The organism is Clostridium beijerinckii, assembly GCF_008705175.1.
Taxonomy (GTDB): Bacteria; Bacillota; Clostridia; order Clostridiales; family Clostridiaceae; genus Clostridium; species Clostridium beijerinckii.
In genome coordinates, this window is the sequence record NZ_CP043998.1 from 995,261 (window position 1) to 1,010,878 (window position 15,618).

The 15,618-nt window shown below is 29.6% G+C and carries 12 protein-coding genes; 11 read left to right on the forward strand and 1 reads right to left on the reverse strand.

Annotation, left to right across the window (positions count from 1 at the left end):
- Positions 1–6 precede the first annotated feature (6 nt).
- The 9 genes from yqfD (at position 7) to ppdK (ending at position 10,839) form a co-directional block, all read left to right on the forward strand.
- A complete protein-coding gene (yqfD, locus tag F3K33_RS04580; RefSeq protein ID WP_039771893.1) occupies positions 7–1,134 on the forward strand; it encodes a sporulation protein YqfD in 1,128 nt (375 codons plus the stop codon).
- Positions 1,135–1,194: 60 nt separating this feature from the next.
- A complete protein-coding gene (locus F3K33_RS04585) occupies positions 1,195–3,279 on the forward strand; it encodes an HD family phosphohydrolase (protein ID WP_011968185.1) in 2,085 nt (694 codons plus the stop codon).
- A 26-nt stretch (positions 3,280–3,305) separates the two neighbouring features.
- Complete coding sequence (gene ybeY, locus F3K33_RS04590; RefSeq protein WP_011968186.1) at positions 3,306–3,809, forward strand: rRNA maturation RNase YbeY; 504 nt, start codon at positions 3,306–3,308, stop codon at positions 3,807–3,809.
- Positions 3,810–3,844: 35 nt separating this feature from the next.
- Positions 3,845–4,546: a diacylglycerol kinase gene (locus F3K33_RS04595; protein WP_011968187.1), complete on the forward strand. Its 702-nt coding sequence runs from the start codon at positions 3,845–3,847 to the stop codon at positions 4,544–4,546.
- Positions 4,547–4,801: 255 nt separating this feature from the next.
- Positions 4,802–5,698, forward strand: coding sequence for a GTPase Era (gene era, locus F3K33_RS04600; RefSeq protein WP_011968188.1), 897 nt, complete (start codon positions 4,802–4,804; stop codon positions 5,696–5,698).
- Positions 5,699–5,745: 47 nt separating this feature from the next.
- On the forward strand, positions 5,746–6,495 hold the full coding sequence (gene recO, locus F3K33_RS04605) for a DNA repair protein RecO (RefSeq protein ID WP_039771895.1): 750 nt from the start codon (positions 5,746–5,748) through the stop codon (positions 6,493–6,495).
- A 6-nt stretch (positions 6,496–6,501) separates the two neighbouring features.
- Positions 6,502–7,131 (forward strand): DUF4342 domain-containing protein, encoded by a 630-nt coding sequence (locus tag F3K33_RS04610; protein ID WP_023974003.1) that lies wholly within the window; start codon positions 6,502–6,504, stop codon positions 7,129–7,131.
- 199 nt (positions 7,132–7,330) lie between these two features.
- Positions 7,331–7,969, forward strand: a complete 639-nt coding sequence (gene ccpN / locus F3K33_RS04615; protein ID WP_017211784.1) for a transcriptional regulator CcpN — start codon at positions 7,331–7,333, stop codon at positions 7,967–7,969.
- Positions 7,970–8,211: 242 nt separating this feature from the next.
- On the forward strand, positions 8,212–10,839 hold the full coding sequence (gene ppdK / locus F3K33_RS04620; protein WP_023974002.1) for a pyruvate, phosphate dikinase: 2,628 nt from the start codon (positions 8,212–8,214) through the stop codon (positions 10,837–10,839).
- Positions 10,840–11,117: 278 nt separating this feature from the next.
- On the opposite strand, the gene F3K33_RS04625 is transcribed toward ppdK, so the two are convergent.
- The gene (locus F3K33_RS04625; protein WP_011968193.1) at positions 11,118–12,185 is read right to left on the reverse strand and encodes a CotS family spore coat protein; all 1,068 of its coding nucleotides are present in this window, start codon (positions 12,183–12,185) and stop codon (positions 11,118–11,120) included.
- 339 nt (positions 12,186–12,524) lie between these two features.
- Between F3K33_RS04625 and F3K33_RS04630 the strand changes: the two genes are divergently transcribed.
- Positions 12,525–13,550: a deoxyguanosinetriphosphate triphosphohydrolase gene (locus tag F3K33_RS04630; RefSeq protein ID WP_017211787.1), complete on the forward strand. Its 1,026-nt coding sequence runs from the start codon at positions 12,525–12,527 to the stop codon at positions 13,548–13,550.
- 273 nt (positions 13,551–13,823) lie between these two features.
- Entirely contained in the window at positions 13,824–15,614 is a 1,791-nt protein-coding gene (gene dnaG, locus F3K33_RS04635) for a DNA primase (RefSeq protein ID WP_039769726.1), read from the forward strand.
- Positions 15,615–15,618 lie beyond the last annotated feature (4 nt).

Consider the following 15,618-nt stretch of genomic DNA (forward strand, 5'->3'; position numbering starts at 1 on the left):
AATATTATGTTTAGCAGCTTGAAATCGGGACAAGTAACCATAGAAATTAATGCTTTAGTGCCAGAAAAAATATTAAATGCCTTTTGGAATAGCCAAATCTATACCTGTAATATAGTGAAAGTAAGCTTGACAACGGTAAGAGTAACTATATATTACAGAGATTATAAAGATGCAGAAATATTAATAAAAAAATATAAAGGAAAAGTTAAGATAGTAAGAACTAGTGGAATAATAGTTTTACTTATGAAAATGAGAAGAAAGATTTCTCTAGTTATAGGAATGGGATTATTTTTTGCTGTGATATATATATTATCAAATTATATATGGGCTATAGATATAGAGACACAGAGGAATTTAAGTCCATTTGAAGTTAGACAACAGCTCTCATCAATTGGAATCAAACCAGGGCTTAGCAAATCACAAGTTAATGTATATCAAATAGAAAAAAAGATGGAAGATTTAAATAGCCAGATAATGTGGATTAGGGTTAGGATAGAGGGGTCTACATTAAAATTGGTTATAAAGGAAAAAGTAAATCCTCCGTCTACAGAAAAAACATTATATAATCAAGTTGTTGCTAAAATGGATGGAGAAGTAAAGAGAGTATATACGAATTCAGGAAATCCAGCAGTTGTGCCAGGAGATATAGTAAAGAAAGGTGACGATCTAATATTGCCTATCCAAGGAAGGGAAGGCTTTCAGATGGAAGTAAAACCGAGTGGAACAGTTATAGCAAATACTTTTTATGATAAATTTATGGAGGTTCAAATAAGTGGAGAAAAGCTTGAGAGAACTGGTAACAAGAATAGTGACATATACTTAAACTTTTTTGGGAAAAAAGTTTACTTGAAAAAAGCTATAAATCAATTTGAATATTATGATAAAATAGAAGAGAAGGATGGTTTCGTTAATAAGATAACATATTTCGAAAAAAAAGGTATAAATGTAAACTTAGATAAAGAAAGTACAGTTAAAGAAGCTACAGAAAAGTTAGAGGGTTCATTGAGAAAAACACTTAGCAACGATGCAAAGATAATAGATAAGAAAACTGCAGTAGAAGATATTGAAGGCGGAAAGATCTTAATTAATGTTAAATTTACTGTAGAACAGGATATTGCTAAAAACGTATCATAAGGGGTATTCAAAGTTGTTTTTATGCCTATTACTTATTATTAAGATGAAAAGGTGAATTACATGGATATAAAACAAAATAATAAATGGAAAAATAATAGAATTCAAAGAATTGTATTATTTATACTTGTATTTAGTATAGGCTATTTATTGCTTGTTACCGCAATAACTCCTAAGCAATATAGCTTAAAAGAAGGAGATATACCAAGAGTAGATATAAAAGCTCCAAGAGATATAGTGGATGAAAAAGCTACAAAGGAAAAAGAAGATCAAGCGGCCGAAAAGGTAGGGAAACAGTATACATCAAAGCCAGAAGTTAAGAAAGAAGCTGAGGATAATGTAAGGGCATTGTTCGATAAACTTGTATCATTAAGCAATATGGCGAGCTCTACCGTAGCTGATAAGCAAACTGAGCTTAAGAAATTAACTATATTTCAATTAACAGATGAACAATGTAAGGCGTTGATAGGAATATCAAAAGATACTTTGCCGGGCATAGAAGACAAAATAGTAAATATAATTGACAGTGCATATGAAAAAAATATACAGGAAAAAGATGAAGGTGCCTTAAAAGAAGCAAAAGGAGCTGTTTCAACTCAAATAGATAATTTAAACTTGGATAAAGATGTATCAAGTGCTTTAAAGCAAATAGCTCAAACACAAATAAACCCGAATGTGTTTTTTGATGAAGAAAAAACACAAGAAAAGATACAGGAAGTCAAGAAGAATGTATCTAAAGTAATAATAAAACAAAATCAGATTATAGTTAAAGAAGGAGAGCCTGTAACACAAGATCAAATTGATATTCTATCAGATCTTGGAATGCTTAACGATGAAAATGTAACCGCTTATGTATATATTTATTTAGCGCTTGCAATATTTTGGATGATAATATTGTTTCTTCAATATGGATATGTGAGAATAAATTATGGTGAAATATATAAGAACAATAAAAAGCTTATTCTTATAAGTACAATTAATTTGATTTCACTTGTGTTAGCTAGAACTGTAGGGGTTATATCGCCTTTTCTAATTCCGTTTGCGTGCGCGCCTATGATGCTTACGCTATTACTAAATTATAAGATATCATTTGTACTTAGCGCTTTAAATGCAATAGTTATAGGAGCATTAAATGGTTTTGATGTTCAGATTATTATTCTAGGAATAGTAAGTTCGGTATTAGGAGCGGCATTTTTGAAAAAGATGCAACAAAGAAATGAATTGCTATATTCAACATTGTATACTGCTGTTGTTACCGTAATACTTACATTGTCTACGGGAATATTAATATCGAGCAATTTCGGAGATGTGTTAGTAAAGGGTGGAATCACATTCATTGGAGGCCTTTTATCAGGTATATTTGCATTAGGAATATTACCGTTTTTAGAAGGTACATTTAATGAGGTTACTACATTAAAGCTGCTAGAATTATCAAATCCTAATACACCACTGTTAAAAAAATTATTAATGGAAGCTCCAGGAACATATCACCATAGTATGCTTGTTGCAAATCTCTCAGAAATGGCAGCAGAAGAAGTTGGTGCTAATTCGGTAATTACAAGGATAGGATCATATTATCATGATATTGGAAAAACAGAGAGGCCATATTTCTTTGGAGAGAATCAAATGGGGATAGATAATCCACATGAGAATATACCTCCAAATTTAAGTGCTATGATAATAAAATCTCATGTTAAAGATGGTCTGGAGTTAGCTAAAAAATATAAGCTTCCTAAGGTTATCCAAGATATTATATTAGAGCATCATGGTAAAACATTAGTAAAGTATTTTTACTATACTATGAAAAATAGTGCTGAAAATCCAGAGGAAATAAAAGAAGAAGATTATAGATATGAAGGCCCAATACCAAGCTCAAAAGAAGCTGGGATAGTAATGCTATCTGATAGTGTTGAAGCGGCTGTAAGATCAATTAAGAAACCTACTAAGGATGCAATTAACCAAATGGTTAATTGCATTATAGATGATAAATTATCATCAGGACAATTAAATGATTGTGATTTAACATTAAAAGATATAGAAAAAATAAGAGTATGTTTTTTGACTTCGTTAAATAGCATATACCATCAAAGAATAGAATACCCTAAAGAAAAAATGAAGGATTTCAATGGTGAAAGCAATAAAGGTTAATTTAAAACTAAGGAGTAATTTAAATAATGATTTATGTAGATAATAGACAAAATAAAGTGGAAGCAAGTGAAAAATTAATAGAAAGATTAACAGAAGTAATAGAATTTGCATTAAAAGAAGAGGAAGTAAATATGAAATGTGAAATTTCATTATTGTTCGTTGATAATAATGAAATAAAGGAAATTAATAATGAAACAAGAGGAATAAATAGAGAAACAGATGTATTATCTTTTCCTATGTTAGAATACGAAGATAAGAAAGTATTTAAGGATATGTATAAAGATTATAAGTTTTCTCAATCTGATTTTGATGGTGACGAACTTGTACTTGGGGATATAGTTCTTTCATTAGAAAAAGCATTAGAACAGAGTAAAGAATTTAATCATTCATATGAAAGGGAAGCCTCATACTTAGTTGTACATTCAGTATTGCATCTATTGGGATACGATCATATGGAGGATGATGATAAAATAATTATGAGAAGTAGAGAAGAAGATATTTTAAATAAACTTAACATAATCAGAGGGTAATATTTTTTATTATGTAATAGAAGTAGGGGTAAATAATGAAAATGAAAAAAACACTGGAAAGCTTCAATAATGCCATAACTGGGATTATCGATACTGTAAGAACTGAACGAAATATGAAAATCCATTTAATAGTGGCGTTAGTAGTACTAATTGCAAGCTTTTTCTTTGACATAACAAAATATGAGTTTCTGATATTAGCTGTTACAATAACTATGGTAATAGCTGCTGAACTTATAAATACAGCCATAGAGGCGACTATAGATATGACAACTAATTATTACCACCCTTTGGCTAAAATCGCTAAGAATGCGGCGGCAGGTGCGGTATTAATAACAGCCATAAATGCATTATTAGTTGGTTATATTATATTTTGGGATAGGCTCAGTAGATTTTCATTTTCTTTAATTAATAAAGTAAAGAATTCAGAGCCATATACGATATTGATTGTTCTAGTAATAGTATGTATAGTAACTATAATAGCGAAAGCAATATTTGGAGAAGGAACTCCGTTAAAAGGGGGAATGCCCAGTGGCCACAGTGCTTTGGGATTTTCAATAGCAACTGCAATATCATTAATAACGGAGGAACCAATTTGCATTCTATTGAGTTTTTTATTGGCGTTTATAACTGCACAAAGTAGAGTGGATTCAGAAGTTCATAGTATTTTAGAGGTAATAGTTGGAGCTATATTTGGTATATTATTAACTTTGTTTATTTTTACATTATTTAGGCTTTAATTAAATATAGAATAATAAAAATAATATTTATAGGAGAAGATATAAGATGAAATAAAACTTATATTGTCTCCTATTTCTTAAATTATAAGAATTAATGATTTAATTCATAAGGAAACAATTGGAAGTGATTATTAAATTATTATATGATCAAATTAAGAATAGTAGATTGTCAATTTACTTATAAATAGAGTATACTATTTGTAAAATAGGATAACGTTAGTTAAGCTTTTTTAAGCTTATTTTGAGGAGGAAAAAATGTTTAAATCAGGATTTGTTACAATAGTTGGAAGACCTAATGTAGGGAAATCGACTTTATTAAATTATATAATGGGGGAAAAGTTATCAATAGTTTCTAATAAACCTCAGACAACAAGAAATAACATACAAACAATATTGACAGGCGATGATTATCAAATGATATTTGTTGATACACCAGGTATACATAAACCTAAACATAAGTTAGGAGAATACATGGTAAATTCGGCAAAAGAATCTACTAAAGATGTTGATTTAGTATTATTCTTAACAAATCCAGATGAGGAGATTGGAAAGGGCGATAAATTTATATTAGAAACCTTAAGGGATAAAAAGTGTCCTGTATTTTTAGTTTTAAATAAGGTTGATGAAAGTACACAAGATAGAGTGGCAAAAAGTTTAGAAATGTATTCAAAAGAATTTAAATTTGCAGAGATAGTACCTATTTCTGCAATAAAAGGGAAAAACGTTGATGTATTAGTAGAACTTATGAAGAAAGCAATGCCAGAAGGACCTAAATATTATCCAGACGACATGATAACAGATGTTCAAGAAAAGTTTGTAGTATCAGAAATAATTAGAGAAAAAGCTTTAAGAACCTTGAGAGATGAAGTGCCTCATGGTATAGCAGTAGATATAATTCAAATGAAACAAAATGAAATAGGTACATATCATATAGAAGTAGATTTAATCTGTGAAAAAGATTCCCATAAAGGAATAATAATTGGAAAGAATGGTCAAACACTTAAAAGAATAGGCGAAAATTCAAGATATGAATTAGAAAGATTTTTAAGATCCAAGGTTAATCTAAAAATATGGGTGAAAGTTAGAAAAGAATGGAGAGATAATCAGCTTTTATTAAAAGAATTAGGATATAAAGCGAATTCAAAGAAATAGATAATTAGCCTAACATATTATTTTTTTTTATATATTCCAAGTGGGAGATGGTTGACCTGTCAATAGTTGAAACAAAAGCTGTAATTATAAAAACGCAAGATTTTAAAGAGAATGACAAACTAGTTTGGTTTTATACTGAGAAGTTAGGTAAAATTACAGCTATAGTTAGAGGCGCTAAAAAAAGTAAAAGTAAGTTCTTAGCATTGACATTGCCATTATGTTATGGAGAATATATGGTATATAAAGGTAAGAGCTTGTACACTCTTCAAGAAGGAAAAATAATTCAATCTTTTCAAGGTCTTTTAAATGATTTACATAAGCTTACATATTCCTCATACTTATGCGAATTAATAGATATTGCTTGTACTGATAATGAAATTAATATGAAACTTTTTAAGACATTGATTACAACATTATACCTACTGAATACAGATGCCCTAGATTACGAACTACTAATAAGAGCATTTGAATTAAGATTATTAAAAACAACTGGATATAATCTAACATTGAATAATTGTAGCGTATGTAGAAAAAAGATATCTTCATCTAATTATATAAGTTTATCCCACTATGGAGGTATATGTGATGAATGTCCCAAAGAACATGGAGTATTTATTTCAAAAGGTGCATATAATGCCTTGAGGTTTTTGATGAATATGGATATAGATAAATTATATAGACTAAATTTAAATCATGAAATAAAAAGTGAGATTGAAAAAGTAATTACTTTTTTAGTATCGAATAGCTATGCTAAAAAGCCTAAAAGTTTGGAGATGTTAAAATTTATTAAGGAGTGATGATTTATGGAAAATATAACATTAGAAAAAGTTGATATGATACGTGAGAGAACAGGAGTAAGCTATGAAAAGGCAAAGGAAGCTTTAGAAGTATGCGAAGGAGACGTATTAGAGGCTTTAATATACATTGAAAAGTCTCAAAAGTTATCAGATATTAATGATGAATTTGTTGATGAGGAAGTAAATAGGGCTCCTATATCTATAGAGGAACTAAGGGTTTTGATTAAACAAATAATAGAAAAGGGAAATGTTACTAGGATAAAGGTTAAGAAAGATGATAAGGAACTTGTAGATATTCCAGTTAATGCAGGAATTGCAGCAGGAGTTGTAGCTATTATAATTCCACCAATACTTGCAGCAGGAGTTATTGCGGCAATAGCGACTCAAATTACAATAGAGATAACTATGGAAGATGGATCTGTGGAAGTTGTAAACACGTATGTTTCAGAAATGGCAAGCAATGTTAAAAATAAAGCTACTGATTTTGCTGATAAAATTAAGACTAAGGTTAATGAAATGAAGAATGACATAGGTAAACATAGTGATGATTCAAAACAAAAAGTATATACTGGTTCAGATACTGTATATACCTATACAGTTAATTTTGATGAAGATAAAGAAAATTCAGAAAATTAAGTGATATTGAGAGTAATATAAAGAAAAATAGATATATCAGTGATATAAAATTAATATACAAGAAATATTTAGCGAATTTATTTGATTTTTCTGAAAATTAAGTCTAGTCAAACAATAATTACATGATATAATTAGAGAGTAGTAAAAATTAATGAATTTGAACTAAATATTTCTTGTATTTACAGAAAGAGGGATAAGATTGAAATTATCACCTAGGCAAGAAGAAATAGTATGCTTAGTAAAAGAAAATGCACCTATAACTAGTGAAGCTCTTGCAGAAAAAATTGGAGTTACTAGAGCTGCGCTCAGGGCTGATTTGGCAGTACTGACTATGATAGGAACTTTGGATGCTAGACCGAAGGTAGGATATGTATATACAGGAAAAACATCTAATGGATTGATTTATTCAAACATTAACAAAATTAAAGTATCCGAAATAATGTCAAAACCTGTGACTGTCAGTGAAGATACGATGGTATATGATGCAATCGTATACCTATTTCTGAATGATGTAGGGACATTATTTATAGAAAATAATGGGGTGCTTACAGGTGCAGTCTCTAGAAAAGACTTTCTCAAAATTTCAATAGGGGGGACTGATATACATAGAGTTCCCGTTGGAGTAATTATGACAAGAATGCCAAATATAATTTGTGCGAATAAGAATGACAACGCATATGATTTGGCTAAGAAAATTATTGAACATGAGATCGATAGTATTCCGGTTGTTGAAATAATAGAAAAGTCTGATGGAAAAGATCAGATGAAGATAATCGGAAAGGTTTCTAAGACTAACATAACAAAATTATTTGTTAAAATTGGAGAAAATGAGGATTAATTAATTAAGGGTAACTACGAAGTCTTTAAGCATCTGAAATAAAAAATAAGTCTATGATGCGATATATATTTCTTGTTAGACAAGGAAGTCTGTTTATCTCATAGTGGACTATTAGGTAAACAGAACGACGAAGTATAACAAGAAATAGATTAGCATGCTGATTTATTTTTTGTTGAATATGCTTAGGATAGGCATCGATAGTAAATATAGTGAGAAATAATAAGAAAAGAGGGAGTATTGAGATGTCAAATAAGTATGTATATCTTTTTAGTGAAGGAAATGCTTCAATGAAAAATCTACTTGGAGGAAAAGGCGCTAACTTAGCAGAAATGACTAGTCTAGGAATTCCAGTGCCAGATGGTTTTATTGTTACAACAGAATCTTGTAATAAATATTATGAAGATGGTAGAAAGATTTCTGATGAAATAATAGGTCAAATCTATGAAAGTTTATCAAAGCTTGAAGAATCTACAGGTAAGAAATTTGGAGATAATACAAATCCTTTACTAGTTTCAGTAAGATCTGGTGCAAGAGTTTCAATGCCGGGTATGATGGATACTATCTTAAACTTAGGATTAAATGATATAGCTGTAGAAGCAATGGCAGAATTGACCAATAATCCAAGATTTGCATATGATTCTTACAGAAGATTCATTCAAATGTTCTCTGATGTTGTTATGGGAATAGAAAAGAGATTATTCGAAAATAAGATTGATGAACTTAAGGAGAAGAAAGGTGTTGAATTTGATACAGATTTAACAGCAGATGATTTAAAAGAATTAGTTAGTGAATTCAAAGAAATCTACAAAAAAGAAAAGGGTGAGGAATTCCCAAGTGATCCTAAAGCTCAATTAATAGAAGCAATTACAGCCGTATTTAGATCATGGGATAATCCAAGAGCTATAGTATATAGAAGATTAAATGATATTCCAGGTGAATGGGGTACAGCTGTAAATGTGCAACAAATGGTATTTGGTAATAAGGGAGAAACATCAGGAACAGGAGTTGCATTCTCAAGAAACCCTGCAAATGGTGACAATGCTATATATGGTGAATATCTAATGAATGCACAAGGTGAAGATGTTGTTGCTGGTATTAGAACTCCACTTGAAATTGGAAAATTAAAAGAACAAAATCCAGAAATATATGCACAATTTGAAGGAATTGTTAACACACTAGAAGATCACTATAAAGATATGCAAGACATGGAGTTTACTATAGAAGAAGGTAAATTATATTTCTTACAAACTAGAAATGGTAAGAGAACAGCTCAAGCTGCTTTAAAGATTGCTGTTGATTTAGTAGAAGAAGGAATGCTAAGCAAGGAAGAAGCAATTTTAAAAGTTGAACCAAAACAATTAGATACATTATTACACCCTGCTTTTTATACTGAAGATTTAAAGAAAGCTACACCAATTGCAAAAGGATTACCTGCATCTCCTGGAGCTGCATGTGGTAAGATAGCATTTACTGCTGATGAAGCTAAAGATAGAGCAGCACTTGGAGAAGATGTTGTACTTGTAAGACTTGAAACTTCACCAGAAGATATAGAGGGAATGATAGCAGCACAAGGTATCCTTACAGTAAGAGGGGGAATGACTTCTCATGCTGCGGTTGTTGCAAGAGGAATGGGAACTTGTTGTGTAGCTGGATGTGGAACTATAAAAGTTGATGAAGTAAAGAGAACTGTAGAAGTTAACGGAAAAGTTTATACATCTGAAGACTACATTTCAATTGACGGTACTTCAGGAAATGTATATGGAGAAAAAATAAAAACAGTTACACCAGAAATTTCAGGACATTTTGCGACATTCATGGGATGGGCTGATGAAATAAGAAAATTGAAAGTTAGAGCTAATGCAGATAGTCCAAGAGATGCAAAACAAGCTGTTGAGTTTGGAGCAGAAGGCATAGGTCTTTGCAGAACAGAGCATATGTTCTTTGCAGAAGATAGAATTATGGCTGTAAGACAAATGATTACATCTAAAGATTTAGAACAAAGAAAAGTAGCTTTAGATAAGATTTTGCCAATGCAAAAATCAGATTTCATAGGAATTTATGAAGCATTAGAAGGAAAAGCAGTTACAATAAGATTATTAGATCCACCGCTACATGAATTCTTGCCAACTGTGGATTCAGATATAAAAGAATTAGCAAGAGAAATGGGAATAACTTATGAGGAATTAAAATCTACTGTTTCAGAATTACATGAGTTTAATCCTATGATGGGTCATAGAGGATGCCGTCTTGCAGTTTCTTACCCTGAAATTGCTGAAATGCAAGCAAGAGCTATTATAGAGGCAGCAATAGAAGTTAAAACAACTAAAGGCTACGATATTGTACCTGAAATAATGATTCCATTAGTTGGAGAAATTAAAGAATTAAAATATGTTAAAGATGTAATTGTATCAACAGTTAAAGCTGTTATGGAAGAAAAAGGAGTAACTTTAGATTATAAGGTTGGAACTATGATTGAAATTCCAAGAGCAGCATTAACAGCTGATGAAATAGCAAAAGAAGCAGAATTCTTCTCATTTGGTACAAATGACTTAACTCAAATGACATTTGGATTCTCAAGAGATGATGCAGCTAAGTTCTTATCTGCTTATTATGAAAAGAAGATTTATGAACAAGATCCATTTGGTAAATTAGATCAAACAGGAGTTGGTTCTCTAATTAAAATAGCAGTAGAAAAAGGAAAATCTACTCGTTCAGATATCCATTTAGGAATCTGTGGAGAGCATGGTGGAGATCCTTCATCAATTGAATTCTGCCATAATATAGGACTTAACTATGTATCTTGTTCACCATTTAGAGTTCCACTAGCAAGACTTGCAGCAGCACAAGCGCAAGTAAAAAATCCAAGATAACTTTAAAAAATTAAAGATTATGATAAAGTAGCATATAAATCTTAGTAAAAGAAGATTTAAAGTGAAAAAATATAGAGCATTGTAATTTGAAATCACATGTGATTTTAATTACAATGCTCTTTTATTATCGTACTTTTAAGCTGTTATTATGAAATTATTTAGAATGCAGGCTGCCTAATATTTTACAATATAGACAGCCTGATGCAGTTAGTTTTTATAAAATCATGAAGAGAAGATTGGCTCAACCTAATAAAAGATGGTGCTTTACAGAAACAATTTCAAAGTAAAGTCATATTGAATTTTTTTTGTACTTGATTTATTATATCTAGCGCAAAATCATATTGAAGATTTGTTTTTGATGTCGCGTTTATTATTAAAGTTAAGAAAGCAGATTTATTACACTTGTGAATATTCCTATAGTAGTCTCTTGATATCCTCCAATATTTTTGCGGAAAGCAAATATAAGAAATTAAGTAACGTAAATCTGAGTGTGTTAAAGGACACAATTCATTATAGGCATCTAATATAGAGAGAGCTAACTCAACATTCCATTTTGTGTTTTCTCGTTTAAGTAATCTTCGCATAAAATATGCTAGATCTTTTGCACTGTAATCTACTTTGCACTTATCAAAATCTATCACCCAAGGATCTAGATCAGGAGGAAAAATTAGGTTTTTGTTTACATAGTCACCATGGCATAAAGATTTACTTAATTCATTATTGTCAATTTTATTTGATATGTCTAGAGAGAGTTTAGCAAGGCGTAAATTTATATCAAAACTTGAAATAAATTGTCTTGAAAATGAATCTTTGTATTTAAACGATTCATTTGATGCTTTAAGTAAATCTTCAAAATGTTTTAAGGTAGATATGTAATAATCCTCAAATCCTTCTTTTGCTGAACTTCCTAAAATAGGTCTAAATTTACGAGATACTGAATGAATCTCAGAGAGTTTTCTTACAGAGATTAAAACATGATCCAAATTATCGAAATTACATTTCTCACCCTCAATCCAAGGAGTTAATATAAAAAGCATATCTCGATAAGATACAAATCTATTATTATCAATTGTAGGTAAAAGTTTTGAGACCCTAATATTATTTCTATATAGCCACTCAATAGCTGAATATACATATAGCAAGTCATTCAAATTATAATAAACTTTTTTTAGACAGTAATTTTTATCTTTATAATTTACCCTATAAACTGCTCTTTGCTTATCAGTATCTTTAAATTTAATTATTGAAATCTGAGAGTTTTGTAAATTATAGTATGGTAAAACATTTTGTTTTATAATTTCTGGGGAAAGATTAGATTCTTGTAAAGATAAAACTTCAGTACCCATAAATACACTCCTTTATAAGGTGATTTTTATTGAACTTTTATGATACAAGGTAAACTTTGATTGAAAGTTATACCTTTAAGTAAAATTAACATGTTTTTAAATTTTAATTAAGATATAGAAATATATATATATATATATATAGGTAAGATTTCTATATAAAAAAATTCCTAATTATTAAATAATATTAATTTAATCTTAGTATTAGACTAAAAATAATAAAAAATAAAAATTAATGAATATAAAGATATTATTTTTTAGTTATTTGCAAATAATAAATATAGTTAATAAATAGAGGAATATAATGATATAGATAGAATACATAAAAAGAGGTGATAATATATGAATGTAAGAGAAAAAATTCAAAATTTTGAAAGCTTGACATTAATTAAAGAAGCTGCTTTTTCAAAAAATTCTATTGGCAGAAAAATTAGAGAAGAAGATGATGATATTAGAACTTGTTATATGCTTGATAGAGATAGAATTATTCAAAGCAAATCATTCAGACGCCTCAAGCATAAAACACAAGTATATATAAAAACATTTGGAGATCATTATAGGACTAGATTAACTCATACATTAGAGGTATCTCAAGTTGCAAGAAATATTGGAGCTGGAATCGGATTAAATGAAAATTTAATTGAAGCTATAGCGTTAGGGCATGATCTTGGGCATGTTGCTTTTGCACACAATGGAGAAGAAGTGCTAAATGAATATTTAGAAGATGGATTCCGTCACAATGAACAAAGCGTTAGAGTTGTTACTAAACTCGAAAATAACGGGCAGGGGCTTAATCTAACTGAAGAAGTAATTAATGGAATATTAAATCATAGTGGGCTTGGAAGCGTTAAAGATATAATTACATTAGAAGGAATAGTGGTGAAATTTAGCGATAAAATGGCGTACTTGAATCATGACATTGATGATTCTATAAGAGCAGGTTTATTAAGCAAAGAAGAGATTCCAAGAGAAATTGTTAAAGTATTTGGAGATACTTCAAACGAAAGATTAAATGTCTTAATTAAAGATTTTATAAAAAAATCAAATGATAATCTTAATAATGGGGTAAAGGAAATTGGGTTAAGTCCAGAAATAAGTGAAGCAATGACTGAACTTAGACAATTTATGTTTAAAAATATATATTTAGGGGATACATTAAAGGTTGAAAGAAATAAGGCGAAATTTGTTTTAAATCAATTAATTAAACATTTTGAGGAAAATCCTTATGAGATGCCAGATATTTATGTGAGCATAGCTAAAAACGAAGGCTTGAAACGAGGAGTTGCTGATTATGTGGCGGGAATGAGTGATGATTATTGCTTATCACTATTTAATAAAATATTTATCCCTAAGTTTGTAATAGATTAATTATATATGAGATTCATGTCTTAGAAAGTTTAAAACTATAATGAATTTAATAATATTCTCAATGAATAAAGATTTGCAATAAAAAAAGAGGATTTTAAATTAATAAAAAGAATTACTTTAATATATAGTATTATTCAATAAATATTATTTTATAACTGGTGAAACTTTAAATTAAAAAAAATTAATAGTTTTCTAATTATTTTAGAAGGAAAACTCGTTATTATGTCGAATAATATATAATTGCCAAAAAAAGCAGAGGAAGGAGATGTCTCCTTGCAAATATCAGAAGAAGTTCTTGAAAGGATAAAAGAACAAAATGACATTGTTGATATTATTTCAGAGGATGTAAGGCTAAAAAAATCAGGTAGAAATTTTATGGGATTATGTCCATTCCATAATGATAAATCTCCATCATTTAGTGTTTCAAGTGAAAAACAGATATACAAATGTTTTTCATGTGGAGAAGCAGGAAATGTGCTTACGTTTGTTATGAAATATAAAAAACTCACTTTTGTAGAAGCTGCAAAGTATCTAGCAGATAAAGCTAATATTCCGCTACAGATAAATGATAATGAAAATAGCGCAGTTTCTAGAAAGAAAGAAGTTTTATATAAAGTAAATGTTGAAACAGCTAGATATTATTTTGCTAATTTACAAAGAATTAAAATGGCAAAAGAGTATTTTTTGAAGAGAGGGATAAAAGAAGAAACCATAAAGAGATTTGGGTTAGGCTACTCTCAAGATAGTTGGCATGGATTAACAAACTACTTAAGAACAAAAGGATATAAAGATAATCTATTACTTGAAGCTGGATTGATTTCAAAAAGTGAGAAATCAGGGAATGTTTATGATAAATTTAGAAATAGAGTAATGTTTCCCGTGTTTGATGTAAGAGGAAAAGTTATTGGATTTGGAGGTAGGGTTTTAGATGATTCAAAACCAAAATATTTAAATTCACCAGAGACCATGATTTTTCAAAAAGGGATAAATCTTTATGGATTAAATTTTGCAATTAAGAATAAGCTAAAAGAGGATTACATCATTATAGTTGAAGGATATATGGATTTAATATCACTTCACCAATCTGGTATAACAAATGTTGTAGCATCACTTGGAACTGCACTTACAGTAAACCAAGCAAGGCTTCTTAAAAGGTATGTTAATAAGGTAATAATTTCTTATGATGCTGATTTGGCTGGACAGACTGCTACCTTAAGAGGTCTAGAAATTTTAAGAGGTGCTGGATTTGATGTAAAAGTATTGATAGTACCAGATGGAAAAGATCCAGATGAGTTTGTGAGGAATCATGGAAAGGAGTCATTTCTGAAGTTGGCAAATGAAGCGCTTCCTTTAATTGAATATAGAATTAAGAAAGCAGCTGAAGGCATAAATCTAAATAGTGGAAATGATCTAGTAGAATATGGAGAAAAATTTGCAGAAATTCTAGCAGATCTAAATCCTATAGAAAAAGATGTATATATAAGGAAAATTTCAGAAGAAACAGCAATTAAAGAACAGGCATTATATGACTTACTTTCACAAGTAATAACAAAAAAACAAAAAGAAGACAATTTTGTGAATAAAAAGGAATATTTTGGAACAAAATTATATGTAGAACCCGCATACTTAAAGGCCGAAAGAGCATTATTAAAATTGATGTTCAAAGATGAATTTTATGATGAGATTAAAAGCTCCATAAAATCAGGAGATTTTGTAATAGAATCACATAATAAAATTTATTCATTAATATTAAAAGGCAAAAGTGAGGATACTAATGATATAGGTAATATAGAATCCTATGTAGAAAGTAGATGTGACGATATAGAAAGTTCTAAAGAGTTGACCAAGATAAGGGAACATGAGATTTTAGATTTTACTGATAGAGAGCGACTAATAAAAGATTATTTAAAAGAGGTAAGAGGCTTTAAACTTAAGCTGCAAATTGAGGATTTAAAGAAAAAGCAAAATAGATTCGAAAAAGAGGGGAAAATTGAAGAATCTATAAAGATTGCAATAGAGCTTACTAAATTATCTGAAGCACTTAAAAAGGGAGAGAGAGGTTGAAGGT

Bases quoted from the DNA above. Each gene is read 5' to 3' on its own strand.
- era (WP_011968188.1), top strand. From the start codon at position 4,802: ATGTTTAAATCAGGATTTGTTACAATAGTTGGAAGACCTAATGTAGGG.
- F3K33_RS04585 (WP_011968185.1), top strand. From the start codon at position 1,195: ATGGATATAAAACAAAATAATAAATGGAAAAATAATAGAATTCAAAGA.
- ppdK (WP_023974002.1), top strand. From the start codon at position 8,212: ATGTCAAATAAGTATGTATATCTTTTTAGTGAAGGAAATGCTTCAATG.
- F3K33_RS04630 (WP_017211787.1), top strand. From the start codon at position 12,525: ATGAATGTAAGAGAAAAAATTCAAAATTTTGAAAGCTTGACATTAATT.
- recO (WP_039771895.1), top strand. From the start codon at position 5,746: ATGGTTGACCTGTCAATAGTTGAAACAAAAGCTGTAATTATAAAAACG.
- F3K33_RS04625 (WP_011968193.1), bottom strand. From the start codon at position 12,185: ATGGGTACTGAAGTTTTATCTTTACAAGAATCTAATCTTTCCCCAGAA.
- ybeY (WP_011968186.1), top strand. From the start codon at position 3,306: ATGATTTATGTAGATAATAGACAAAATAAAGTGGAAGCAAGTGAAAAA.
- yqfD (WP_039771893.1), top strand. From the start codon at position 7: ATGTTTAGCAGCTTGAAATCGGGACAAGTAACCATAGAAATTAATGCT.
- F3K33_RS04610 (WP_023974003.1), top strand. From the start codon at position 6,502: ATGGAAAATATAACATTAGAAAAAGTTGATATGATACGTGAGAGAACA.
- F3K33_RS04595 (WP_011968187.1), top strand. From the start codon at position 3,845: ATGAAAATGAAAAAAACACTGGAAAGCTTCAATAATGCCATAACTGGG.